The organism is Roseovarius confluentis (assembly GCF_002917925.1).
Lineage (GTDB): Bacteria > Pseudomonadota > Alphaproteobacteria > Rhodobacterales > Rhodobacteraceae > Roseovarius > Roseovarius confluentis.
The window spans coordinates 732,688-758,492 of record NZ_PPFE01000001.1 but is presented as its reverse complement, the minus strand read 5'-3'; the positions used below and the strand labels follow the sequence as shown (position 1 = coordinate 758,492).

Here is a 25,805-nt window from a genome sequence, read left to right as displayed (position 1 = left end):
GATTGCCAAGCCGCGGGATGGCGATCGCGCGGCGGCGCGGCAGGGCCGCGCCTTTGTTCCGCGCGCCCCAACTGAAATCCCGTCGTCCCGGACTTGATCCGGGACCTCTCCGCCAGGGTTTGACCCACCTCACTCCGCCGCGATCTTCGCCTTCTTCCTGTTCTTGCGGGGCTTCGTGCGACTGCGCGCCGCCGGATCCTCGGAATTGGCGTCGATGAAATCCAGCACCAGCGGCCGGATGTTGTTGCGCCACGACCGGCCCGCGAAAATACCGTAATGGCCCGCCTCGGGCTCCAGGTGGCTGGCCTTCATGCTGTCGGGCAACCCGGTCAGCAGGTCCAGTGCCGCCACGCATTGGCCGGGCGCCGAGATATCGTCCTTGCCGCCCTCGACCGTCTTCACGGCGACCTTGCTGATCGCGCCGATATCCACCTTGTGGCCATCGACCACGAATGCGTTCTTGGCGATCTCGCCCGCCTTGAAGATGCGCTCGACCGTCGACAGGTAGAACTCCGCCGGCATGTCCATCACGGCCAGGTATTCGTCGTAGAACTTGTTGTGCGGGTCGCGGTCGCTGGCCTCGCCCTGCGCCACGCGGCTGATCTGGTTCAGGAAGGCCTGGCTGTGACGCTCGGCGTTCATCGACATGAACGACGACAGCTGCAACAGGCCGGGATAGACCTTGCGCCCCACGCCCGGATATTTGAAGCCGACGCGCTGGATCATCGTCTCCTGCAACTGGCCCATGGTCACGCTATGCCCGAAATCCGTCACCTCCGTCGGCGTCGCGTCGGGGTCGATCGGCCCGCCGATCAGCGTCAGCGACCGGGGCTGCGCATCGGGGTCCAACTCGGCAAGATAGGCGGTCGCGGCCAGGGTCAGCGGCGCGGGCTGGCACACGGCGATCACGTGCAGATCGCTGCCCAGCTCGCGCATGAAGTCCATCAGGTAAAGCGTGTAATCCTCGACATCGAACTTGCCCGCGCTGACGGGGATGTCGCGCGCGTTGTGCCAGTCGGTCACGTAAACCTCGCAATCGGGCAGCAGCGATTTCACGGTCGAGCGCAACAGAGTTGCGTAGTGTCCGGACATCGGCGCCACCAGCAAGACGCGGCGGTCCATCTCGTCCCGGCCCTGCACGTTGAAGTGAATGAGGTCGCCAAAGGGCTTGTCCACCACTGTCTCGATGCTGATCAGGTGGTCGCGCCCGTCCTCGCCGGTGATCGATTCGATCCCCCAGTCGGGCTTGGCGACCATGCGTTGGAACGTGCGCTCGGTGACTTCGCCCCAGGCGGCCAGCCATTGAAACGCGGGGTTTGGGGTCAGCGCGAAGATGGGGTAAGATGCCATGGAAAAGGCCGTCGCGCCCAGCCACTGGTTGGTGTTGCGGATGGTTTCCATCAGGTCGTAGGTGGCCATGTAACGCATTACTTACTCCTTCGGCCGGGCCGGCCGAGTTGGTTCCATTCGTCGCAGTCCCACAGGCTCGCAGGGCCAGTATACGCGGGGCGACGTTAACACATGCATACCAGACGCGGTTCCACCGCGCCATGCTGCATAGCAGAAAGAGTAGAGGATTTCGCAGAAATGGCAACGCCCGACACCGCCGAAGAAAAAAATCTGGAGCGGATGAACGAAAATCTCGAAAAGGTCGAGGCCTTGTCACAAAGGCTCGTGCAGGCACTGAGCCACCGAAATCCCCCCGCACCCGAGCTGAACGGCCCGGGCCAGGAGCTTTATGCACGCGCAGCAGCCTCCTACTGGCAGGCCCTGATGGAGAACCCGGGCAAGATCTACGAACAGCAGCTGGAATACTGGGGCAAATCCGTGCGCCATTTCATGGAGGCCCAGCAGGCGCTGCTGCAAGGCCACGCCCCGGCCGATGCCGGAGAGGACGACTCCGACCCGCTGGAAGGTGACAAGCGCTTCACGAATCCCCTGTGGAAGACGCACCCCTATTTCCGGCTGGTCAAAAAGCAATACGCACTCAACAAGCAGGCCGTGGAAAAGGCCGTGGCCGAGGCCGACGACCTCGATCCCAAGGATCGCAAGCGCCTGAACTACTTTGCCTCCCAGATCGTCGACATGATGAGCCCGACGAATTTCCTCGGCACCAATCCCGACGCGCTGGAACGCGCGCTCGAGACCGAGGGCGAAAGCCTGGTGAAGGGGCTGGAAAACCTCGTGTCGGACCTCGAGGCCAACAAGGGCGAGATGGTCGTGCGCCTGTGCGACGAGGACGCCTTCAAGCTGGGCGAGAACGTTGCCGTGACCGAAGGCGAGGTGGTCTATCGCAACCGCATGATGGAGCTGATCCAGTACAAGCCCACCACCGCGCAGGTCCACAAGACGCCCGTGGTGATCTTTCCGCCCTGGATCAACAAGTACTACATTCTCGACCTCAAGAAGGAAAACAGCCTGATCAAGTGGATCACCGATCAGGGCTACACGCTCTTCGTCGTGTCCTGGGTCAATCCTGACGCGTCCTACAGGGACGTCCTTATCGACGATTACATCGAGGAGGGGTTCCTGACCGCCATCCGCGAGGCCAAGGCGATCACCGGCGAGAAACAGGTCAACGCCGTGGGCTATTGCATCGCCGGCACCACCCTGCACCTGACGCTGGCGCTTATGGCCAAGCGCGGCGACAATTCGGTCAAGTCCGCCACCTTCTTCACCGCGCTGACCGATTTCGGCGAGCAGGGCGAGTTCGTGCCCTTCCTGCAGGACGATTTCGTCGACGGCATTGAAAAGGAAGTCGAAGAGCAGGGCGTGCTGCGCTCCTTCATCATGGGGCGCACGATGTCCTTCCTGCGCTCGAATGACCTGATCTACAAGCCCGCGATCCGCAGCTACATGATGGGCGAAACGCCCCCCGCCTTCGACCTGCTCTACTGGAACGGGGACGGGGCCAACCTGCCCGGCGACATGACCAAGCAATACCTGCGCGACCTCTGCCAGGCCAACGCCTTCGTCGACAAGGGCATGAAGGTGTGCGGCGAAACCGTGCATATCAGCGATGTCACCGTGCCGATCATGGCCGTCACCTGCGAAAGCGATCACATCGCCGCCTGGCGCGACTGCTACCGCGGCTTCATGCAGACCGGATCGACCGACCGCAGCTTTATCGTGTCCGAGTCCGGCCACATCGCCGGCATCGTCAATCCGCCGTCGAAAAAGAAGTACGGCTATTACATGAACAAGGACCTGCCGCCCACGCCCGAAGAGTGGCTGGCGGGCGCGACAGAGCGCGAAGGCTCCTGGTGGCCGATGTGGGAATCCTGGCTGCGCAAGCGCTCGGGGACCAAGATTAAGGCCCGCGAACCGGGCGATTCCGAGCATCCCAGCCTTGGTCCGGCGCCCGGAACCTACGTGCTTCGCAAGGCAAACGCCTGACGCGAAACGCTTTTTCAAACTGTGTGAAAGTTTTGCTGCAGCGCAGCAAAAGGGGTTGCAATGCTGCGTTGCGGCGTCTATATATGCTGCAGATGCAAACAGCGGATCAACCGCTTGCAAACAGAACACGACTGAAACCGAACACGTAGGAGCCGTACCAATGGCAAAAGCACAAGCACAAGACTTCAACGCGATGATGAAAGACGTGATGGGTGCATTCCCCGTCGACACCAAAGCGATGGAAGAAGCGTTCAAGAACCAAGCCGCTCTGAGCGAAAAAATGTCGGGCGTCGCCCTCGAAGCCGCCACCAAATCGGCCGAGCTGTCGGGCAAGTGGACCCAGGAAACCCTGACCAAGCTGCAAGACGTCACCAAGGCGAAATCCGAGCCGGCAGACTACGCCAAAGCCATGACCGACTTCGCGTCGGCCAACGCTGAAACGGCTGCCGAGCACATGGCTGCCTTCGCCGAGATCGCGAAGAAAGTCCAGATGGACACGGTCGAACTCATGATGGCTGCTGGAAAAGACTTCCAGGAAGACGCCACCAAAGCCGTGAAGAAAGCCACCGACGACGCGACCGCCGCGGCCAAGAAAGCCTCGACCGCCGCAGCCAAGTAAGCGCAGTCCGGTCACCGGTTTAACGAGTACGGGCCATCTTCCTCCCTTTTGGCCCGGAACACCGAAGGGCGAGCCTCCCGGGCTCGCCCTTTTTTTGCGTCCGTTGCCGGGGAGGGCAGGGACGGCAGATGGCATCGCATCCAGTCACGGCACTGCCCGTGCCGGGTCTGTCGCGGTCACCTGCCGGGATCGTGCCGCCGGCGCACCGTCGACGCGCGCCCCGGAAGGGAAAGCGCCGCATCCTCGCGCGGCATCCGGCTGACCAGCCTGCCGTTCGAGATCACCGCGAGGCGCGCGGGCCGAAGGCGCAACGCCTCGATCGGCGATGCGGCATCCAGCACGACCAATGAGGCGCGTTTGCCGGGCGCGATGCCATACCCCTCCAGCCCCAGGATTTGGGCGTTCTGGTGCGTGACCATGTCGAAACACCGCGCCATCTCTTCGGGGCTGGTCATCTGCGCCACGTGCAATCCCATGAAGGCGACGTCCAGCATGTCCGCTGTCCCCAGCGAGTACCACGGATCGAGCACGCAATCCTGCCCCCAGCCCACGGTGATCCCATGCGCCTGCATCTCCTTCACCCGGGTCAGGCCGCGCCGCTTGGGGAAGGTGTCGTGCCGTCCCTGCAGCGTGATGTTGATCAGCGGGTTCGGGACGGCGGCCACCCCGGCCTCGGCCATCAGCGGCAGCAGTTTCGAGACATAGTAATTGTCCATCGAATGCATCGAGGTCAGGTGACTGCCCGTGACCCGGCCCTGCAACCCCAGCCGCTGCGCCTCGAAGGCAAGCGACTCGATGTGGCGGCTCATCGGGTCGTCCGTCTCGTCGCAATGCAGGTCGACCATCAGGCCTCGGTCTGCGGCCATCTCGCACAGCTCGCGCACCGAGGCCGCACCATCGGACATTGTGCGTTCGAAATGCGGAATGCCGCCCACCACGTCAACGCCCATATCAAGCGCGCGGATCGTGTTTTCCCGCGCCGTCGGATCGCGGTAGAAACCGTCCTGCGGAAAGGCCACCAACTGCAGGTCGATATAGTCGCGGACCCGCTCGCGCACCTCCAGCATCGCCTCGACGCCCAGCAGGCGGTCATCGCAGGTGTCGACATGGCTGCGGATCGCCAGCAATCCCTGGCTGACCGCCCAGTCGCAATAGGACAGCGCGCGCTCGACCATCTCGTCCTGCGTGACGATTTGCTTCAACTCGCCCCAAAGCCCGATCCCCTCCAGCAACGTGCCCGACGCGTTGATCCGCGGCAGCCCATAGGACAGCGTCGCGTCCAGGTGGAAATGCGGATCGACGAAAGGCGGGCTGACCAGATCGCCCTCCGCCTCGATCACTTCGCGGGCCTCGGCGCCGGACAGGTCCTCGACCGCCTTGATCCTGTCGCCTTCGATCCCGATATCCGCCACGCGCCCGTCCGGCAGCGTGCCGCCCCTGACGATAAGATCGAACATCAGCGTTCCCCCTTGTTGAACGGCACCATCAGTGCCGCCGGCACCTCGGCCCGGCGCGACATGACGATCAGCGCCAGGATGGACAGGAAATAGGGCATCATCAGGAACACCTGGTACGGGATATCGGCCCCAAGCGGCGTCTGCTGCACCCGGATCTGCAGCGCGTCGAACGCGGCAAAGAGGATCGCGCCCAACAGCGCCTTGCCCGGTTTCCACGCGCCGAACACGACCAGCGCGATGCAGATCCAGCCGCGCCCGTTGACCATCTCGAAAAAGAAACTGTCAAAGGCCGACATGGTCAGGAACGCGCCGCCGACGGCCATCAACCCGCTGCCCACGATCACCGCGCCCATCCGGATGCCGGTCACCGACAGGCCCTGCGCCGCCACCGCCGCCGGGTTTTCCCCCGCCGCGCGCAGCGCCAGGCCCAGCGGCGTGCGATACAGCACCAGCGCCACGACGCCCACCAGGATGAATGCCAGGTAGGTCAGCGGCGTCTGCGCGAAGAGCGCCGGACCGATCAGCGGGATGTCGGACAACAGCGGAATCTCGAAAGGCTGGAACGCGTCGATCTTGGGCGGGCTCGTCACCTCGGGCAGCGCCAGGCGATAGGCGTAATAGGTCAGCGACGTCGCCAGCAGCGTCACGCCAAGGCCGACCACATGCTGCGACAGGCCGAAGGGCACAGTCAGCAGGCTGTGGATCAACCCGAACAGCATCCCCACCACCATCGCCACGGCCACGCCCATCCACAGCCCCGTACCGGAATAGACCGCCATCCAGCCGGCAAAGGCACCCGCCACCATGATCCCCTCGATCCCGAGGTTCAGCACGCCCGCACGCTCGCAGATCAGTTCTCCCAGCGTGGCAAAGATCAACGGGCTCGCGATGCGGATCGCGGCGGTCCAGAAGCTGGCGGAAAGCAGGATTTCGAAGATGTCCATGGCCTACTCCCTCACCACGCGGAACCGGGTCAGCAGGATCGCCAGCACCATCAGCAGCAGCGCCGTGGCCAGCATGATATCCGCAAGGTAACTGGGCACCTCGACCGCGCGGCTCATGCTGTCCGCGCCGACGAAAATGCCCGCCACGAACAGCGCCGCCGCCACCACCGCCAGCGGGTTCAGCAGGGCCAGCATGGCAACGATGATCCCGGTGTAGCCATAGCCCGGGCTAAGATCGAGCGTCAGGTTGCCCTTCAGCCCCGCGACCTCGGAAAACCCTGCAAGCGCCGCCAGCCCGCCCGACAGAAGCGCCGTCTTGATCAGCACCCGGTTCACCGGGATGCCGGCAAACCCCGCCGCCTCGCGGTTCAGGCCCACGGCGCGCATCTCGTAGCCCAGCGTCGTGCGCCGTTCGATCACCCAGACGACCACCGCCGCGATCAGCGCCAGCGCAAACCCCCAGTGCAGGCGCAGCCCCTCGACGATACGCGGCAGCCGCGCCTCGGCCACCAGACGCTCGGACTTGGGCCAGCCCATGCCCATCGGGTCCTTCAGCGGGCCTTCCAGCAGCATCGAGATGAACAGCAGGAAGATGAAATTGAACAGCAACGTCGTCACCACCTCGTCGACGCCGAACCGCACCTTCAGCAGCGCCGGCACCAGCAGCACCAGGGCCCCGGCCAGCATCGAGGCGAGCGCCAGCGCGGGCAGCAGGGCAAGCGCCCCCCATTGCAGCATCCCGGTGCCCAGAACCACGGTCATCAACGCGCCTGCATACAGCTGCGCCTCGGCCCCGATGTTCCACAGGCGTGCTCGAAAGGCGACCGCCACAGCAAGGCCGGTGAAGATCAGCGGCGTCGCCCGGTTCAGCGTCTCCAGCAGGGCGAATTTCGACCCGAACGCGCCCTTGAGGATCAGGCCGAGCACCGAGAACGGGTTGGCCCCTGCCGCCATCGCCAGCAATGAGGCGATCACCACGGTCGAACCGATGGCAATCGCGGGCGGCATGGTCGTGCGCCAAAGCGACGGGTTCGCGACCGGTTCAAGACGCATGGGCGGCTTCCTTTTCAAACCCCTGGCCGGCCATCCAGACGCCCAGCTCGGCGGGCGTCACCGACCCGCGCGCGAATCCCGGTGACAGGCGGCCTTCGGAAATCACGTGGATCACGTCCGACAGGGCCATGATCTCGTCGAGATCCTCCGAGATCAGCAGCACGGCCGCGCCCCTGTCCCGCGCCGCCAAAAGTTGCCCATGCACGTAATTGACCGCGCCGATGTCCAGCCCCCGCACCGGCTGGTTGGCAAGAATGATGCGCGGTCCGGCCTCCAGCACACGGCCAAGGATCAGTTTTTGCATGTTCCCGCCCGAGAGCAGCCGGATGCGCGTGCCCGGCCCGGGGCAGCGCACGTCATAGGTCTCGATGATCTCGCGGGTAAAGGCCTCGGCCCGGCCCCAGTTCATCAGGCCCGACCGGCTATAGGGCGGCTGGGCATAGGTTTCCAGGATCGCGTTCTCGGTCAGGTCGAACTCGGCGATGGTGCCGGTCTTGTGCCGGTCCTCGGGGATGCGGGCGATGCCCGATTGTACCGCCGCGCGCGGCGACCATGTGTCCAGCCGCGCGCTGTCCAGCTCCATCCGTCCCTCGGCTGGCGCGATCAGCCCGCCGATCAGGTCCGCCAAAGCCCCCTGGCCGTTGCCAGAGACGCCCGCCAGCCCAACGATCTGCCCCGCATGCAGCGCCAGCGACACATCCGCCAGCCCCGGCGCATTGCCGCGTGCGGGCGTCGTGACCGCATCCAGCCGCATCAGCACGTCACCGGGCCGCCCCGGCGCGACCTTGGGTGCCGACACGTCCGCCCCCACCATCAGCGAAGCCAGCGTTTCCTTGTCGACCTCGGCAATCGGCCGTTCGGCCACCAGCCGCCCATGCCGCAGGATCAGCACGCGATCCGATATCGCCATCACCTCGTGCAGCTTGTGGGAAATGAACACCACCGACAGGCCCAGCTTGATCGCCTTGCGCAGGGTGGCGAAAAGGTCCTCGGTCTCCTGCGGGGTCAGGACGGCGGTCGGCTCGTCCAGGATCAGGATGCGCGCATCCCGGTACAGCGCCTTCAGGATCTCGACCCGCTGGCGCTCGCCCACCGTCAGGCTGCCCACCTTGGCATCGGGATGGACCTGAAGCCCGAAATCCTGCGCCAGCTTTTCCAGCTTTGTGCGCGCCGCCCCACGGTCGAGGCGCGGCGACAAAAGCGGCTGGGTGCCGAGAATGACATTCTCCAGCACGGTCATGTTGTCGGCCAGCGTGAAATGCTGGTGCACCATGCCCACCCCGGCATCGAGCGCCGCACGCGGGTTGCCGGGCGGCAGGGCTTGGCCAAAAACCTCCACATTGCCCTCGTCCGCCGTGTACTGGCCGAACAGGATGTTCAGCAGCGTGGTCTTGCCCGCGCCGTTCTCGCCCAGCAGGGCGATCACCTCGCCCTCGCGCAGCGACAGGCTGACCGCGTCATTCGCGACCAGCTTGCCGAACCGCTTGGTAATGGAATCGAGGCGCAGGACCACCTGCGCCGCGCCGTCGCCTGCCATTCAGGACGACTTGGGTTCTTCGTCGTTGATCTCGACCGTGTACTCGCCGGACATGATCTCCTGCTTGCGCTGCTCGACAAGGTCCAGCGCCTCCTGCGGCACCTTGCCTTCGAACGTGCCCAAGGGCGCCAGTGACGAGCCGCCCTCCTTCATGAACGAATAGACGCCGTAATCGGCAGCAGTGAACGTGCCGGCCTTCACCTCGGCAATCGCCTTGTCCAGCGTCGGCTCGAAGTGCCAGATGGCCGAGGCCACGACCGTTTCGGGATATTCGGCTTGCGTGTCGATCACGTTGCCGATGGCCAAAACACCCTTTTCCTTTGCCGCGTCCGACACGCCGAACCGCTCCGCATAGAGCATGTCCGCCCCGTTCTCGATCATGGCGAAGGCCGTCTCCTTGGCCTTGGGCGGATCGAACCAGCTGCCGATAAAGCTGACCTGGAAGGTGATGTCGGGGTTCATCTCGCGCGCGCCCGCCATGAAGGCATGCATCAGGCGATTGACCTCCGGAATCGGGAAGCCGCCGACCATGCCGATATTGCCGGTCTCGGTCATTGCCCCCGCGATGATCCCCGTCAGGTAGGACGCGTCCTGGATGTAGTTGTCAAAGACCGCGAAATTCGGCAGCGCCTCGTCCTGCTTGAAGCTCGAGCCCATCAGGAAGGCGATATCGGGATATTCCGCCGCCACTTCGCGCGCCTCTTGCTCGACGGCAAAGACCTCGCCGATGATCAGCTCATAGCCCTGCTCGGCATATTCGCGCATGACGCGGGCGTAATCGGTGTTCGACACGTTCTCGGAAAAGACATAGTCGATATCGCCCCGCTCCTGCGCGGTGCCGGCGGCCTTGTGGATGCGGCTGACCCATTGCTGCTCGACCGGCACGGTGTAGATGCCCGCGACCTTCAGCGGCTCGTCCGCCTTCAGCGCCCCCGGCGCGCCGGCTGCCACAAGCAGCGCGGTGCCGGCTGTGGTGCTCAGGAACGTCCGGCGGGAAAGGCCGGTCGGGCTGGTTTTTCTGTGTTGCGTCATGGAACTTATCCCCCTGTTGGAACGTGGCGTGCCCAGAATGTTTGACCAAATGATAAAAAGAACCCGGGTGCCGGCCAATAGAAGATTGCGCGGCCCGAAAAGTCCAGAGCGGACGCCAAGGTTTTACGCATCGCGCCGAAGTCTGCCGTAAGAATAGGCAGTTCGTCAGGGGATCAAGGAAAGGCAGGGGCGAGGCGTGCGATAATTCGCCAAAACACCTCATGCAAAGCAGACCGCGAAGTCGTCTCCATTCTCGAAAGTCGTCGTTCCCTGGTTGCCCGGAACGCGCCGATTGCCGGTTTCACCGACCCGAAAGAAGAATGCTGCTGAGTGACTTCGAGATTTTTTCCGCATGAGTTCGCGTGCCGCGTGCCGGCGTTGCATCCGCCGATCCGACCTCAATTCCCTCAAGATAAAGGATATGCGGAGACGCGAACGAGATTTGAAACAGCACCTCTTCCCGAGGTTCCGTCTTCTCGATGAAGAGATTGTCCACGAGCAGAGCCGCTTCGACCAATGCGCAGTCTACCCCGAAGGCTTCTCTCGCCCTCCAGTTTCGGACCAGGACCGTCTGGTCTTGAGGGAGAACGAGATCCGAAGTGGGCCCCGTTTCATTCAGGGCATATGGCTTGAACCTGATGAAATTTGTTCGAAGGGTGCGCCGGGAGATGTTCGTCACGCGTGCAATTCCTGCATCTCGCGTTATGACACGATCACCGATTTCGATGAACTCGGCCGGTATTGGGCCATCGGCACAAAGAACCCGCGTTCCGGTGGCATAGCCTCCCTTCTTTCTTATCCGATCCATCATTACCCCTATTCCAGATTGCCAGAAGGTCGCGGGCGGTGCAGAACTCCAACTGTCCAAAGAACTGGTAAAAACTGAAATTTCCTTCGGTAGATTGATGCTTTGGTGACCTGAACTCCGCTTGTCGAAGGATCTTGAACTTGGTTATTCCCAAAGATCGCCAATAGGTGGCCTGAAGATGGTATTGCACAATTCTAGGGTGCATCCAAGCATTAAGGGGATCAATGCTGGCTGTGGAAGCGGTCCGTTTCAGGAGTGGAGCCAATCATATCTGCCATACGAAACAACAAACTGAACACACTTTTTAATTGGTCTCAAATACGCCCATGAGAATTTATGGCGCTCATCCAACTGAAATTACTGAGAAACAGTCTGGCTAAGGTTGAATCTGATTCGTTCGCCAGAGGATGCAAAAGAGTAGTCGGTGCCGCCTCTAACGATCGTTGGTGGCATTTGCATCGGGTAAGATCGTCCGGGGAAGACTGATACCATATTTGAATTCACCTGACTGCCCGACGCCATTGGGTCTCAGGTTTCATGACCCGGTCACCAGACCGTTCTTGCATCGCTGACCTTCGACGTTACTGCGGCACCGGTCAAACTGGGCTCCAGGCCGACTTTCGCCGGAACTCGTTCAAATGGCCGCTATCTGCTGATCGCGGACATGCATTTGTGACCGCGTAAGCACAATACGGGACCAATTGATTGCCATCAGGTGACAGTCCCATAAGGTGGCGCTGAACCTCAACGACTCATCGGACTGACACATGCCCTTTGCCGCGGTAAGATACTTCTTTCTTCTCACATGCAGCCTTCTCGTCGCTGCCTGCGCAGGACCGATGTCCTCGGACATGCCCGGCGGGGCAACTTACCCCGAGTACAGCCAGATGCAGGAGGGGCACATCACCATCGACGCCATCGAGCCGCAATACCTGCGCGAACCGAACCGTCGCACCTCGGTGACATATACCGGCGACGAGGCGCCCGGCACCATTGTCGTCGACCCCTATGCCAAGTTCCTCTATTACGTCCAAGGCCCCGAAAGCGCCATTCGCTACCCCGTCGCCGTTGGCCGTGAAGGGCGCGGTTTCAGCGGCAGAGCCACGATCGGGCGCAAGGCAGAGTGGCCGGGCTGGACGCCCACGGCCAACATGATCCGGTCCGACCCCGAGGCCTACGCCCCATTCGCCAAGGGCATTCCGGGCGGCAAGGCAAGCCCGCTGGGTGCCCGCGCGCTTTACCTCTACCGGGGCGGCCGCGACACCTATTACCGCATCCACGGAACCAATGACCCGGCCACGATCGGCAACCAGGGCAGCGCCGGATGCATCCGTCTCTTCAACCAGGACGTCATCGACCTGCACGACCGCGTGTCGGTCGGCGCTCCGGTCGTGGTCCGCAGCTACGAGGAATCCGTCGCGGCGGAAGGCGTCGAGACGGCCAACCGGGGCGGCGAAATGGTCCCGAAACCTGTCGATCCGGAAAGCGTCTATGCCTATGTCGAAGAAGAGGCGCAGCGCAAGGCCGAGTACGAAGCCAGCCAATAAAGGCCGGGGCGTCCGCGCGAGTCCAGCAAGGATGAGCGGCTGACGGGCGCCCTGCCGCATCCCGAGGACGGGACGCGATCCCGCCGATCTCCGGTGCGCATGGCGTAAAGGTCGCGTCCTCGTCCCATCGCGTTCCGGCCATGCGCCGCACAACCACACGCCCTTTCTTTTTGTTCTGCGCTGGCATAGGCTTTGCTGCAGTGCACGCATTCCGGGGAGGACACACGTGGCCGAAGACGAAAAACCGCTGCTGATCAAACGGTACGCCAGTCGCCGTCTCTACAACACCGAGACGTCCGACTACGTCACTCTCGAGGATATTTCCGAGTTCATCCGCGACGGCCGCGAGGTGCAGATCATCGACCTGAAATCGGGCGATGACCTCACCCGGCAATACTTGCTTCAGATCATCGCGGAACACGAAAGCCGTGGCGAGAACGTGCTGCCGATCAACGTGCTCACCGATCTCGTGCGCAGCTATACGACCCACGCCACCTCGATGGTCCCCGATTTTTTGTCTGCCAGTTTCGAGATGCTTCAGCAGGGCCAGTCGCAGATGATGGAGAACATGGCCAAGGCGAACCCGCTCGCCAGCTCCTTCAACCAGATGCCCGGGATGGACAGCATTCGCGCTCAGCAAGAGGCGTTCCTCAAGGCCATGACCGGTGGCGGTATGCCCGGTATGACCGGCAAGGCTCCCGAAGAGGGCGAGCCGGCCAAGCGCGCTGAAAGCGACGAGGGCCTGGACGACATCAAGAAGCAGCTGGCCGATTTGCAGGACAAGCTGTCCAAGCTCAGCAAGTAAGGCCCGGCCATGGTCGACAGCCCCGGCCGCATCACCCTGTGGGGGATCGAGGTGTTCATGGCCGCGGCCGACGAACGCTCGATCTCGGCCGCCGCCAAGCGTCTGGGCGCCAGCCCGTCTGCAGTCAGCCAGCAATTGACCAACCTCGAAGGCGCGGTGGGCGCCACGCTCCTGCAACGAAACGCAAGGCCGATCCGCCTGACGCCCGCGGGCGAGATCCTCAAACGCCGCGCCCAGGTCATCCTCAACGAGGCCGCACAGGCCCGCGCGGAACTCGCCATGTCCGACATGTCGATGCTGACGCGCTTCCGTCTCGGCATGATCGAGGATTTCGAGGCCGACGTCACGCCGCAGCTTCTGACCCATGTCGCGGGCGAGCTCAAGACCAGCCAGTTCCTGCTGGAAACCGGCGCCAGCCATTATCTCTACGACCTCCTGGAAAGCCGCACGCTCGACATGATCGTTGCCGCCGAACTCAACGCCGGCGACGACTGGACCGAGGTTCACCCGCTCTTGCGCGAAGGCTTCGTGGTGGCCGCCCCAAGGGGCCGGGTCGATCCCGACGGGGACGTGTTGCGCCAACTCAAGCGCCTGCCGCTCATCCAGTACACCCAGCGGCATTACATGGGCCGGCTTCTCTCGGCGCATCTCACCCGGCAGAAACTCAGCCTGCCACACCGGTTCGAGCTCGACAGCTACCACGCCATCCTGGCGCTGGTGGGGCAGGGGACCGGCTGGACCATCCTGCCCCCCTTGGCGCTCATGCGTGCCCGCCGATTTGCCGAACAGATCGACGTCATGCCGCTTCCGTTCGAGCCGCTTTTCCGCACGATCAGCCTGACCGCGCGCAAGGATATCCTTCAGGAGCTGCCGGCGCAGTTGGCCGAAACCCTGCGCCCGATCCTGCGCGACACGATCCTGAACCCGGCCCTGGCCGAGTATCCGTTCCTGGGCGACCGGCTGGAGCTGCTTTAAGTTCCGTAAACGCGCTCGGGCTCCATCGGCGGCGCCGCCGCCTCCGCCGCCGCGATCAATGCCTCGGCCACGAAATCGAGGTCGTCCCGGCTCAGCCGGGCGGGCAGCCGCACGTCACAGGCCCGCATCAGCATCGCCCGCGTCTGCGGCAGGTCCGGCGTCGGTCCCGGCAGGAACTGCCAGTTCCAGAAGGCCCGCGCATTATCCGCCGACATGCCGAAGACCTGCACCTTCACACCACGCTCCGCGGCGGCGTCGGCAAAGGCCCGCACCTCCGCATCGCTCATGTCCAAAAGGTTGAACTGGATCGAATCCGGCGCCCGTTCCTCAGGGCCCAGCTTGTCCGGCACCCGCATCCAGGGCGAGCTGTTCAGACGCCCGGCCACGTAATCGTGGTTGTCGCGCCCGTCGCGCACGCGACGCGCCACTTCCGGCAGTTGCGGTCGAATGATGGCGGCGCTCAGGTTGCCCATGCGCAGGTTGTAAAGCGGCAGACGGTTCTGCCAGTCGGCAAAGGCGGCCGCCAGCATCGGGTCGTCCCCCGCCATATGCTTGGCCCAGTTATGCTCATACGCGCCCGACATGATCACCGCCCGCGCCACCAGGTCGGCATCGTCGGTCACCAGAATGCCGCCTTCGCCCGCATTCACCAGCTTGTAGGACTGAAAGCTGAAGCACCCGACGCGCCCGATCGTGCCGATCTTGCGCCCGCCCCAGACGGTGCCCAGGCTGTGGGCCGCGTCCTCGATCACCGGGATGCCGCGCACGTCGCACAGCCCCATGACCTGGTCCATGTCCGATGTATGCCCGCGCATATGACTGACGATCACCGCGTCGATGCCGCTCTCCAGCTTCGCCTCGAAATCGGCCATGTCGATCCGGTAATTCTCGCCCACCTCGCACAGCACCGGCACGCAATCGGCATGCATGACCGACGACGGCACCGCGGCAAAGGTAAAGCCGGGGATCAGCACCCGCGCGTCCCGTGGCAGTCCCAACGCCTTCAGCGAAAGGAACAGAGCAGCCGAACAGGACGACACCGCCAGCGCATAGCGCGTGCCCATCAACTCCGCGAACTCCCGTTCCAGCAGGCTGACCGGCGCAGCTTCGGGCGCGGTATAGCGGAACAGGTCACCCGACTGCAGCAACCGGTCGATCTCGGCCCGGGCCGCCTCGGGGATGGGTTCGGCATCATAGACGTTGGGGACAGGGGGCGTGCTGGGCTGGGTCATGTTCGGATTTCCTGAAGCTCGTTTTTTGATTTTCCGAAAACCTTACACCAAATCGCCCGCCTCCCAAAGCAAAGTTTTCGTGACGGCAGGGCTCCGCCACCTTTTCCTCTGGCCATAAATATCCCGGGGAGCGCGAGGGGCTGGCCCCTCGCATCGGTCATACCCTGAACGTCGCGCAACTGCCCTGCGTCAGATCCCCAGCCGATCCCGCGTCGCGTACCACGTCATTGCCAACACCAAGAGCGGTGAACGGAACGCGGACCCCCCGGGGAACGTCTGTGCAGGCACCCGCGCCAGCGTGTCGAATCCCTCGGCCTCGCCCCGCACCGCATCGGCCATCAGCTTGCCCGAGAACGTGGCCATGCCCACCCCGTGCCCGGAATATCCCGAGGCCGACAGGATATTCGGCGCCACCCGTGCCAGGTAGGGCATCCGCTTCATCGTGATCGCCAGCGTCCCGCCCCAGGCATAGTCGATCCCGACGTCGCCCAGATGCGGAAAGATCTGCGTCATCGGCTTGCGCACCAGCGCCGCGATATCGTCCGGGAAGCGATAGCCATAAGTCTCGCCGCCGCCAAACAGCAGCCGCTTGTCGTGGCTCAGGCGAAAGTAATTCACCACGAATTTGCTGTCGGCCACGGCCACATCCCGCGTCAGCACCTTGTCCGCGTCGTCCCCCAAGGGCTCCGTCGCCACCACGAAATTGTTGATCGGCATCACCTTGGCCGCAACCTTGCGATTGAGCCCGCCCAGATACCCGTTGCAGCCCAGGATCACGTGCTCCGCCGTCACGCGCCCCGCATCCGTGGCCACCACGGCGGGCGATCCCTCGTCGATCCGGTGCACCTCGGCCCGCTCGTATATCCGCACGCCCGCATCCCGCGCCGCCCGGGCCAGCCCAAGGGCAAAGGCCAGCGGATGCAGATGCGCCGCCGACATGTCCAGCGACCCGCCCACGTATTTCGGCGAGGGGCAGAGCGCCTGTGCTTCGTCCCGGTCCAGCGTCTCCAACTGGTCATAGCCAAACCGGCGAAACAGGAACTCGGCATAGTCATGCCCTTCGCGCACCTCCGCCCTGGAAAAGCACATATGCGCGATCCCCGGCTTCAGGTGACAGTCGATCCCGTGCTTGACCACCAGCGCCTTCACCAGCGCCTTCGACCCTTCCGCCAACTCCCACAGCTTGGCCGCATCGTCGCGCCCCACCATCTTTTCCAGCGTCTGCTGGTCCTGCCGCTGACCTGACCCAAGCTGCCCGCCATTGCGCCCCGACGCGCCAAAGCCGACGCGATGCGCCTCCAGCAGCACCACGTCCAGCCCCGCTTCGGCCAGATGCAGCGCCGCCGACAGCCCGGTGAACCCACCTCCCACCACGCAGACATCTGCGGTCACCTCGCCCCTCAGCGGCGCGAACGGCTCCAAGGCCTGCGTGGTCGCGGCATACCAGCTGTCGGGGTATGTCCCGGGCTTGTCGTTGGAATAAAGCAGGTTCATTGCGGCACGATCCTGTAATGGCTCAGCGAAAATGACGGCGCGTCGAGCGTGTCCACCCGGATGCGGTCGACCGTCGCGACATCCAGCTCGATCTTGAAACAGTCGGGGCAGGGGCGACCCAGATGCGCCTCGGCCATCTCCGCCAGCCGGTCCGCAACGAAGGGCGGCTCGGGCGGCGCAAACGCGGGCATGTCGGCAAAGGCATCCTCGGCTTGCAACGCCTCGACCATGCGCTCGGTCAGATCGACCGTCAGCGTCGGCTCGATCACAATGATTCCGCCCAACCCGCGCAACGCGCCGTCGGCGTCGCGCAAATACCCGTCGATCCCTTCTCCCAGGACCGGCCAGCCCTGCAGCGACGGGTACTGCCGCCCGATCCGCATGGGATTCAACCGATAGGCATCGGTCTCGGGAAAGGCATGGGTGAATCCGGCGACGAATCGCGCCTCCAGCGCCGCTTCGTCAAACGGTTCCACCGGCTGGTGCCCGCTCTCGTCGGCCTCCAGCAGGATCGCGGGCAGGCTCAGCCTCACCCGCTTGGGAAACACGATCGTTCCCGGTGCGGGCAGGTTCGGCGGCTCGATCATCACCGCGTCCGCATCCTGCATCAGCTTGAACATCCGCGCCCGAGCCGTGTCGTGGTGGTCAAAGCTCTCGGTCACCAGTTCCACCGGCTCCGACGCCTCGACCAGCCCCGCCATGTCCCGCTCGTGTGGTGGATCGAAGGCCTCGTTCCCGGCACAAAAGGCCCGGTAACAGCGGTACGTCTCGACGGCCTGCTTGTCTTGCAGCACCGTCACGAAGGCACCGTCGGGCGGCATGCCCGGCGGGCTCAGGAACACGACCGACAGCAACGTCCGCTTCAGCTGCGCGCCCGGATTGTCGGTGTAATAGGCCTGCCCCTGCGCCGCCTTCAACGCGGCGGCATCCCGCACCACGCGCAGCCCGTCGCCGGTCACCTGATCGTGCAGCAACAGCGCATAGCCCCCTTCGTCCAGCGGCAGCCCCTCCAGAAAGGCATACCGCTCGATCCCGGAGGTGTCATCGGCAGCCGGCGCCGGCGCCGGGGCAGGGCCCTCGCGCAACGCCCATAGCCCCGCCACCAGCAGGGCCATCACGCCAAGGGCAAGTCCCGCCGCCTTAGACATTCATCAGCAGATGCTCGCGCTCCCACGGGGAAATCACCTGCAGGAACTCGGCATATTCCGTGCGCTTGACGATCGAATAGACCCGCGCGAACTCGGGGTGCAGGACCTCCTGCAACTCGGTCGCCTCGTCGAACAAATCCAGCGCCGCGCCCAGCCCGTCGGGGAAATCCGGCTCGCCCTCATAGGCGTCGCCGCGGTATTGCGGCTTGGCCCGCAGCTCGTTCTTGATCCCCAAAAGGCCACAGGCCAGGCTGACCGCGATCCCGAGATACGGGTTGCAATCCATCCCCGCGATCCGGTTTTCCACCCGCCGCGCCTCCGGCTTGGACAGCGGCACGCGGATGCCTGTGGTGCGGTTGTCGCGCCCCCATTCAAGGTTGATGGGCGCGGCGTTATCCTTGACGTAGCGGCGATAGGAATTGACGTAGGGCGCCATCACGCCAATCGCCGCCGGCATGTACTCCTGCAAGCCGCCGATGAAGTGATAGAACATGTCGGTCTCACCGCCCTGCGGCCCGGAAAACGCGTTCTTGCCGGTCTCCATGTCGATGATCGAGTGGTGGATATGCATGGCGCTGCCCGGCTCGGCGGCGATGGGCTTCGCCATGAAGGTGGCAAAGCAATCGTGCCGTAGCGCCGCCTCGCGGATCAGCCGCTTGAAATAGAACACCTCGTCCGCCAGCTTTACCGGGTTGCCATGTCGCAGGTTGATTTCCAGCTGGCCCGCGCCGCCTTCCTGCGTGATCCCGTCGATCTCGAACCCCTGCGCCTCGGCAAAATCGTAGATGTCGTCGATGACGGGGCCGAACTCGTCCACCGCCGTCATGCTATAGGCCTGCCGCGCGGCCGCCGGACGACCCGACCGGCCCACCATCGGCGCGATCTCCTGCCGGGGGTCCAGATTGCGGGCGATCAGGAAGAACTCCATCTCCGGCGCGACCACGGGCTTCAGCCCCAGCTTCTCGTATTGCTGCACCACCCGCTTCAGCACGTTACGCGGGGCAAAGGGGATGGGTTTGCGGTCGCGGTCATAGGCGTCGTGGATCACCTGCAACGTCCAGTCCCCGGTCCACGGCGCGGCGGTGGCCGTGCTCATATCCGGGGTCAGGATCATGTCGCGCTCGATGAACCCTTCGGCGCCGGCCGCCTCGCCCCAGTCGCCGGTGATCGTCTGGTAGAAGATCGAGTCGGGCAGGTGGAAATAATCCTGCCGCGCGAACTTGGTCGCCGGCACCGCCTTGCCCCGCGCGATGCCGGGCAGGTCGGCGACGATGCACTCCACCTCGTCCAGCCGCCGGTTCTCCAGATAGGCCTGCGCCGCCTCTGGCAGTCCGGTTGTCCAATCCTCGGCCATGTCAGGCCCCTTTCCTGAAATGCGCCGCCATGCGCGCGGCAAAGGCGGCGGCGTCCGTGGGCGTCTCGGCACTGGCGGTCGCTTGGGCCAGCTGGTCGTCGGGCACCACGCCCGCGCCGCGCTGGTCGATGATGGTCTGCAACACATGCGCGGTGAATTCCGGGTGGGGCTGGATCGTCAGGATCCTGTCGCCGATCATCAGCGCCGCGTTCTCGCAAAAATCCGAATGCCCGATCACCTCGGCGCCCTCGGGCACCTCGATCACCTGGTCCTGGTGCCAGGCATGCATCGCCACCGGCTTGCCCTCGATCTGGTACTCGGTGCGCCCCACCGACCAGCCGCCGGGAAATTTCACCACCTTGCCGCCCAGAGCCTGCGCGATGATCTGGTGGCCAAAGCACACCCCGATCAGCGGCTTGCCGGCGTCGCGGATATCCCGGATGAACGCCTCCAGCGGGGGGATCCACGGATGGTCCTCGTAAGCGCCGTGCTTGGAGCCGGTAATCAGCCAGCCATCGGCGTCATCGGGGCTGGCGGGGTAAACCTCGTCCACCACGTCGTAGCGCTCGAAGGTAAAGCCGTCCCGCCCCAGCAGGTCGGCGAACATCGCGTCATAGTCCCCCGTGCTCTCGATCAGGTCGGGCAGGGCGTGGCCGGTCATCAGGATGCCGATTTTCATGTCACACCAGAAATTTGATCAAATTTACGCTAGCCGAGCCAATCGGCCCGTTCAAGGCCGTTCTAGGCCATTTCCGGCGCCCACGCCACGGGGTCTCGGCGTTCGGCGTGTTAACGATTTCGGTTTTGGAAAAATACCGCCGCGATACCACCCGGATACCGACGCGATACCGACGTGGGTTTGCGGCGTTAACCTTTGAGTCGCTCAGACCGTCTCAAGGTAGACTTTCCAGTGCTCCGCCGGGTCCATCTCGGCGAAAAGCGCCAGCTCCTGCCGCTTGGTCATCACCAGGTTCTGGATCAGCATCGGGTCGAACACCCGTACCAGAATGGGCGCGGTCTCAAACAGGTCAATCGCGCTCTCCCAGTTCTCGCAAAGCTGCAAGAGGTTGAGATCATAGGCATTTCCCGTGATCGGCTCGGGCGGCTCCAGCCCGTCCTCGATGCCCGTCAGCGCGGCCCCCATCACGCCCGCAAAGGTCAGATAAGGGTTTGTATCGCCCCCGGCGACCCGGTGCTCGATCCGCCGCGCCTTGGGGCTGCCCCCCGGCACCCGAATGGCCGCCGTGCGGTTCTCATAGGCCCAGGCCACCCCCGTCGGCGCATGTGCCCCCGGCACCAACCTGTCATAACTGTTGGCATGGGGTGCAAACAGCAATGTGCTCTCCCGCATCGCCGCGATGCACCCCGCAACCGCCTGTTTCAAAAGGGATGTTCCCTCTTCCCCGCCATTGTCGAAGACGTTCTTGCCGTCCTCGTCCCAGACCGAGAAATGCAGGTGCATCCCGTTGCCCGCATCGTCGGCAAAGGGCTTGGCCATGAAGGTCGCGGCGAACCCGTGGTTGCGCGCCAGGTTCCGAATGAGCCGCTTGAACAGCCACGTGTCGTCGGCCGCCCGCATCGCGTCCTGATGGTTCAGCGTGATCTCGAACTGGCCCACACCGCTTTCGCTGGTCATGGTCTGCGCGGGAATTCCCATGGCCGCGCAGGCGTCGTAAAGCTCTGACAGGAAAGGGTCGAACAGGTCCAGCTGCGCCATCGACAGGATCTCTTCCGACCCGATCTCACGGCCCGTTAGGGGGTTCTTAACCGGGCTGAGCGTATCGTCGCTGTCATCGACCAGGGTGAATTCCAGCTCGGTCGCGGCCACCACGCGCCATCCCCGCTCGGCATAGCGCGTCAGTACGGCGTCCAGGGCATGGCGCGGGTCGCCTTCAAAGGGGCGGCCATCCTCGTGATACATGGCCATCGGCACCAGCGGCTGCTCGGTTTCCAGCCAGGGCAGGGGCAAGGCGCCGCGCCCGGTGGGCAGCAGGATGCCATCGGCATCGCCGGTCTCGAAGACCAGCGGGCTGTCCTCGATATCCGCCCCGAAGATGTCGAGGTTGAGCGCCGAGATGGGCATCCTGACCGCGCCCTTGTCCAGCTTGCCGGCATAGTCACCCGGCACGCGCTTGCCACGCATGCGCCCGTTAAGGTCGCACGCCGCCACGCGAAAGGTCTGGTATGTCGAAAGGTCCATGAGGCGCTTCTTTATCCAAGAAGAAAGCCGGGGGCCAGATACATTCGACCGCCCGGCTTTTTCTTGCTAAAAAATACTCGATTACAGTGGGTTACCCCGAAACTGACGCCCGGTGGATGCTGTCGATTGACGTTGCGATCGTGTCGTTGAACGCCTCGTCCGACTGCTGCGCCGACAGCCCCTCGGTCAGCGCGCGCGAGAAACTGGCGATCATGCCGGTGTTCTTCGACAGCCGGTCATTGGCCTCCTCCCGCGAATATCCGCCCGACAGCGCGACGACCCGCAGCACGCGGGGGTGGTCCACCAGCGACTTGTAGTGATTGGCGGTCTCCGGCAGCGTCAGCTTGAGCATCACCTCGCGGCCCTCGGGCAGGGTGTCGAGGTGTTTGGCGATCTCGTCGCGCAGGATCGTCTCGGCCTCGGCCTTGTCACTGATCGAAATCGTGACTTCCGGCTCTATGATCGGCACGAGGCCGTGGTCAAGAATGATGTTACCTATCTCGAACTGCTGGTCGACGACCGCGGCAATCCCCGAGGGCGAGGCCGCGTTGATCACCGACCGCATCTTGGTGCCGAAGATACCTGCATCATTGGCCCGGCCCAGCAAGCTCTCCAGATCAGGGATCGGTTTCATCAGCTGCACGCCGTCAGCTTCGTCCGCCAACCCCTTGTCAACTTTCAGGAAAGGCACAACACCGCGCTCTTGCCACAGGTACTGCGCAGACGGCTTGCCACCCATCTCGCGGTCCATGGTCATCTCGAACAGGATCGCGCCCAGCACCTTGTCGCCGGTAAAGGCGGGGGCCTGTGCGATACGGGTCCGCATGTCGTGGACCAGATCGAACATCTCTTCGTCCGAGCCATAGGCATTTTCCTCGACCCCATAAAGGCGCAGCGCCTTGGGGGTCGATCCTCCCGACTGGTCCAGCGCCGCGATAAACCCTTGCCCTGCGCGCACCTGCTCCGTTTGTTCAGCCTTCGACATGCCATCCCTCTTGCCGGTAAATCAGAATTTCCCGTTTCATACGTGAGCGCCGCGTGCCGCGCAATGCTCGGTGGCGCCTACGCGGCGGGTCTGCGCGCAGGTAGTGCATCGGTCGCCTTGATACGATGCAGCAAGTGCAGGCCGCAGGCGCGTCAGTTCAAGCCGTCAGCAGGATAGCGGGACGATGATGAATCAGAACGCGCCGCAAGCTCAGTCCGCTTTGGAATACCGGTCGGCCAGGTCACGCTCGATCCAGTCTGTCAGCGCGCGGGTCTGGATTTCGAACCGCAAGCCCGCCCATGCCGCGCTCACTTCGGCGCCGCGATTCTCGAAGCGGTTCTCGATATCTTCGCGGAGGGGACGGGCGCCGATATCGCCTGCGGCCTCGGCAATCAGAGCGAAGTAATAGGCTTGCCGGTACGAACGCGGCGCACCAAGCCCGGTGAAATAGGCCAGCGCTTGCGCCCGCACCGCGCGGATCTCGTCGCCCGGGGGCAAGTCGGCGGCAGCGCCCTGCACCTGAAGATGCGCGTCCTGCGCCGCGATGACCTGCATCGTGGTCAGCCGCTCTTCCAGCCGGTCCAGCATGGCAATCGCTCCGGGCTGTCGGCCCGCGGATGCGGTGAGCGTATTCCGGTAGGCGGCCGCCGGGTCGGTTCCGGCCTGCGCCTGTGCCGTCAGCAGCGCGGCCTCGGCGGCCTCGGCTCCGCCGCCCTCTACAAGCGGCGACAGGATCTCGGGCACCAGCGCCTCGGCGCGTGGCACACCGCTGCCGGTCAAAAGCGCGCGCGCCACGGTCAGACGCTCGGTCGCACTGACATCGCCGCTATCCAGCCGGGCCAGGATGTCGGCATCCAGCAGTTCGGATTGCGCCAGCGGCGCAGTGCGGGCGTCCGGCGCCAGCGCCTGCAACAGCTCTTCAGGTCTTTCGTAGACTTCAGGTTCCAACACGATGCCGCCTTCGGGCAGTTGCGCCTCGATCGTGATCTCGCCGGGCGCGCGCACGAAGCCGGCCACATGCTCCATCAGGTCGTCGATGAACCGCCGCTCGGTCGCGGTCAGGGCGCGGGTGCCGTTGTTGCTGAGCATGTTGGTCAGTTCCTCGGTACCAATGCCCTGGATCACCTCGGGCTGGCGCAGGTTCTCGGGGACCAGCGACGACAGTCGTTCCCACCCGCCCTGATCCTGCAGGCCCACGACGGCACGGCGCACGCGGATTGCCGGATCGCCCGGAAGACCGAACTGGTCCAGCCGCGGCAGGATCGCGCCGGCCGCCTCCAGGTCGAGGATCGCCAGATCGTTCACCGCCGCCGAGCCGTTGACCCGGATCTCGCCTGTGCTGTGCACGTACTCGGCCTCATAGGTCAGCCGATCCACCTCGATCGCGTTGTACCCGGCCGAACGCAGGCTGAGCCCCACATCACGCGGCACGCAGGCGATCGCGGCATTGGCCCCGACCATCGTGCTGGAAATCGTCGCCACGCCGAACGCCGCCGCGGGCTGACCCAGATCGACGCTGACCCGCTGCACCGTGATCTCGCACTGGCGGGCGCGATCGTGCGGCAATTGCGGGCGCAGCGTCACCCCGGTCAGGGCCACGGTGCCGCGCAGAATATCGGTCTGCAAATGCTCATACTCGACCTCCATCTGCGTGCGCAGCGCCGATATGGCGATGCTGGCCAGGCTTTCGGCGATACCGTCGACGGTGACAAGGTCAAGCAGGCTGGGCTTCGGGTCGCCTTCGGCACCGCCCGGCGTGGCTAGGCCAAGGCAAAGGACGGCGGCGAGGGCAGGTGTGAAACGGCGCATGATGGGCTCCCCCGGTGAAATCGTGCTGGGTCAGGCTAGGCCCGCATCGAACGATACCACAGTCCGGGATTCCATACCTTTGAAAAACGGTCCCCGACCCCGGGGCCGCAGGGACGGTCTCAGCCGCCCAGGGCGGCCACACCCGGCAGCGTTTTACCTTCCATCCACTCCAAAAACGCGCCACCGGCGGTGGAGATATAGGTGAAATCCTCTGCCGCGCCCGCCTGGTTGAGGGCTGCCACGGTGTCACCGCCCCCTGCGACCGAGGTCAGTAGTCCGTCACGGCTGCGCTTGGCGGCATGAGCGGCGGCGGCGTTGGTGGCCGCATCGAATGGCTCGATCTCGAAGGCACCCAGCGGGCCGTTCCAGATGAGAGTCCGCGCGGTGTCGAGCGCGGCGGTGATCCGCGCGACGGCCTGCGGCCCGGCATCCAGGATCATGGCATCGTCGGGGCAGGCATGGGCCGGAACCGTCTGGTGCGCGGCGCCTGCGCGGAATTCCTCGGCCACCACGACATCGGCTGGCAGCAGAATCTCGCAGCCCGCGCCACCGGCCTTGACCATGATCTCACGCGCCGTGTCCGCCATCTCGTGTTCGCACAGAGATTTGCCCACGCTCAGGCCCTGCGCGGCCAGGAAAGTGTTGGCCATGCCGCCGCCGATCACCAGCTTGTCCACCTTCTCGACAAGGTTGCCCAGCAGGTCCAGCTTGGTCGAGACCTTGGCCCCGCCCACCACAGCCACAACGGGCCGTTCGGGGTTGCCAAGCGCCGCTTCGAGCGCCGACAGTTCGGCCTGCATCAGCCGACCCGCGCAGGCGGGCAGGTGGCGGGCCAGCGCCTCGGTCGAGGCATGGGCGCGGTGCGCGGCCGAGAAGGCATCATTGCAATAGACATCGCCAAGACCGGCAAGGCGCGCGGCGAAATCGGGGTCGTTGGTCTCTTCGCCGGGATGAAAGCGGATATTCTCCAGCAGCAGCACCTCGGCCGCCTTGGCCTCGGCGGTGGGTTCTTCGGCCCCGTCCAGCGTTTCGATGAACTGCACGGTATGCCCCGTCGCCTGTTGCAGGGCGGGCACCACCTGGCGCAGTGACATCGCGTCGACCACCTTGCCCTTGGGACGCCCGAAATGCGCCAGCAAGAGCGGCTTGCCGCCTGCTGCGAGGATGGTGTCGATGGTGGGCTTGATGCGTACCATCCGCGTGGCGTCGGTGACGCGCCCGTTCTCGACTGGCACGTTGATATCCACCCGTGTCAGTACGGTCTTGCCATCGAGGTCCATGTCATCGAGCGTCTTCCAGGCCATCTCGTGATCTCCATTGGGTGGCAGTCGCGCGCCTTTTGGCGCGACGTTGCAGGGGCGTCAAGCTCTGGCTTGGCAATCCCGGGCTGAGCGCCTAGGTATTGCCCAA

At 64.3% G+C, this 25,805-nt stretch carries 21 protein-coding genes; 5 read left to right on the top strand and 16 right to left on the bottom strand.

Annotation, left to right across the window (positions count from 1 at the left end; all coding sequences use genetic code 11):
* Window positions 1-129: 129 nt before the first annotated feature.
* Entirely contained in the window at window positions 130-1,428 is a 1,299-nt protein-coding gene (gene phaZ, locus C2I35_RS03675) for a polyhydroxyalkanoate depolymerase (protein ID WP_103761635.1), read from the bottom strand.
* 159 nt (window positions 1,429-1,587) lie between these two features.
* Here phaZ and C2I35_RS03670 point away from each other — a divergent pair, with 159 nt between their 5' ends.
* The gene (locus C2I35_RS03670; protein WP_103761634.1) at window positions 1,588-3,396 is read left to right on the top strand and encodes a PHA/PHB synthase family protein; all 1,809 of its coding nucleotides are present in this window, start codon (window positions 1,588-1,590) and stop codon (window positions 3,394-3,396) included.
* Window positions 3,397-3,556: 160 nt separating this feature from the next.
* Entirely contained in the window at window positions 3,557-4,015 is a 459-nt protein-coding gene (locus C2I35_RS03665) for a phasin family protein (RefSeq protein ID WP_103761633.1), read from the top strand.
* Between the two features lie 176 nt (window positions 4,016-4,191).
* Here the strand turns inward: C2I35_RS03665 and C2I35_RS03660 are convergent, their stop codons facing one another.
* From C2I35_RS03660 to C2I35_RS03635, 6 genes are all read right to left on the bottom strand, one after another.
* Window positions 4,192-5,472 (bottom strand): amidohydrolase family protein, encoded by a 1,281-nt coding sequence (locus C2I35_RS03660; protein WP_103761632.1) that lies wholly within the window; start codon window positions 5,470-5,472, stop codon window positions 4,192-4,194.
* Window positions 5,472-6,416, bottom strand: coding sequence for an ABC transporter permease (locus tag C2I35_RS03655; RefSeq protein ID WP_103761631.1), 945 nt, complete (start codon window positions 6,414-6,416; stop codon window positions 5,472-5,474). Before C2I35_RS03655 ends, C2I35_RS03660 begins: the two co-directional genes overlap by 1 nt.
* A 3-nt stretch (window positions 6,417-6,419) precedes the next feature.
* On the bottom strand, window positions 6,420-7,469 hold the full coding sequence (locus C2I35_RS03650; RefSeq protein WP_103761630.1) for an ABC transporter permease: 1,050 nt from the start codon (window positions 7,467-7,469) through the stop codon (window positions 6,420-6,422).
* Complete coding sequence (locus tag C2I35_RS03645; protein ID WP_103761629.1) at window positions 7,459-9,006, bottom strand: ABC transporter ATP-binding protein; 1,548 nt, start codon at window positions 9,004-9,006, stop codon at window positions 7,459-7,461. The genes C2I35_RS03650 and C2I35_RS03645 overlap by 11 nt, the downstream gene beginning before the upstream one ends.
* Entirely contained in the window at window positions 9,007-10,038 is a 1,032-nt protein-coding gene (locus tag C2I35_RS03640; protein ID WP_103761628.1) for a BMP family protein, read from the bottom strand.
* A gap of 301 nt (window positions 10,039-10,339) precedes the next feature.
* The gene (locus C2I35_RS03635; protein ID WP_103761627.1) at window positions 10,340-10,849 is read right to left on the bottom strand and encodes a Hint domain-containing protein; all 510 of its coding nucleotides are present in this window, start codon (window positions 10,847-10,849) and stop codon (window positions 10,340-10,342) included.
* 836 nt (window positions 10,850-11,685) lie between these two features.
* Between C2I35_RS03635 and C2I35_RS03630 the strand changes: the two genes are divergently transcribed.
* The 3 genes from C2I35_RS03630 to C2I35_RS03620 all read left to right on the top strand — a co-directional run bounded on the left by C2I35_RS03630 (window position 11,686) and on the right by C2I35_RS03620 (window position 14,173).
* Entirely contained in the window at window positions 11,686-12,393 is a 708-nt protein-coding gene (locus C2I35_RS03630; RefSeq protein WP_245890378.1) for a L,D-transpeptidase, read from the top strand.
* A 226-nt stretch (window positions 12,394-12,619) separates the two neighbouring features.
* Complete coding sequence (phaR, locus tag C2I35_RS03625) at window positions 12,620-13,198, top strand: polyhydroxyalkanoate synthesis repressor PhaR (RefSeq protein ID WP_103761625.1); 579 nt, start codon at window positions 12,620-12,622, stop codon at window positions 13,196-13,198.
* 9 nt (window positions 13,199-13,207) lie between these two features.
* Window positions 13,208-14,173, top strand: coding sequence for a LysR family transcriptional regulator (locus C2I35_RS03620; protein WP_103761624.1), 966 nt, complete (start codon window positions 13,208-13,210; stop codon window positions 14,171-14,173).
* Here the strand turns inward: C2I35_RS03620 and C2I35_RS03615 are convergent.
* The 9 genes from C2I35_RS03615 to C2I35_RS03575 form a co-directional block, all read right to left on the bottom strand.
* On the bottom strand, window positions 14,170-15,405 hold the full coding sequence (locus C2I35_RS03615) for a DegT/DnrJ/EryC1/StrS family aminotransferase (RefSeq protein ID WP_103761623.1): 1,236 nt from the start codon (window positions 15,403-15,405) through the stop codon (window positions 14,170-14,172). The genes C2I35_RS03620 and C2I35_RS03615 overlap by 4 nt on opposite strands.
* Before the next feature lie 189 nt (window positions 15,406-15,594).
* Window positions 15,595-16,899 carry an NAD(P)/FAD-dependent oxidoreductase gene (locus tag C2I35_RS03610; RefSeq protein ID WP_103761622.1) on the bottom strand — a complete coding sequence of 435 codons (1,305 nt, stop codon included), beginning with the start codon at window positions 16,897-16,899 and terminating at the stop codon, window positions 15,595-15,597.
* Window positions 16,896-18,047 (bottom strand): hypothetical protein, encoded by a 1,152-nt coding sequence (locus tag C2I35_RS03605; protein ID WP_103761621.1) that lies wholly within the window; start codon window positions 18,045-18,047, stop codon window positions 16,896-16,898. The genes C2I35_RS03610 and C2I35_RS03605 overlap by 4 nt, the downstream gene beginning before the upstream one ends.
* Entirely contained in the window at window positions 18,040-19,401 is a 1,362-nt protein-coding gene (locus C2I35_RS03600; RefSeq protein ID WP_103761620.1) for a glutamine synthetase family protein, read from the bottom strand. The genes C2I35_RS03605 and C2I35_RS03600 overlap by 8 nt, the downstream gene beginning before the upstream one ends.
* 1 nt (window position 19,402) lies before the next feature.
* Window positions 19,403-20,080, bottom strand: a complete 678-nt coding sequence (locus C2I35_RS03595; RefSeq protein ID WP_103761619.1) for a type 1 glutamine amidotransferase — start codon at window positions 20,078-20,080, stop codon at window positions 19,403-19,405.
* 204 nt (window positions 20,081-20,284) lie between these two features.
* A complete protein-coding gene (locus tag C2I35_RS03590) occupies window positions 20,285-21,601 on the bottom strand; it encodes a glutamine synthetase family protein (protein ID WP_103761618.1) in 1,317 nt (438 codons plus the stop codon).
* Between the two features lie 91 nt (window positions 21,602-21,692).
* On the bottom strand, window positions 21,693-22,586 hold the full coding sequence (locus tag C2I35_RS03585; protein WP_103761617.1) for a fructose bisphosphate aldolase: 894 nt from the start codon (window positions 22,584-22,586) through the stop codon (window positions 21,693-21,695).
* Window positions 22,587-22,796: 210 nt separating this feature from the next.
* The gene (locus C2I35_RS03580; protein ID WP_103761616.1) at window positions 22,797-24,395 is read right to left on the bottom strand and encodes a hypothetical protein; all 1,599 of its coding nucleotides are present in this window, start codon (window positions 24,393-24,395) and stop codon (window positions 22,797-22,799) included.
* A 119-nt stretch (window positions 24,396-24,514) separates the two neighbouring features.
* Complete coding sequence (locus tag C2I35_RS03575; protein WP_103761615.1) at window positions 24,515-25,699, bottom strand: phosphoglycerate kinase; 1,185 nt, start codon at window positions 25,697-25,699, stop codon at window positions 24,515-24,517.
* Window positions 25,700-25,805 lie beyond the last annotated feature (106 nt).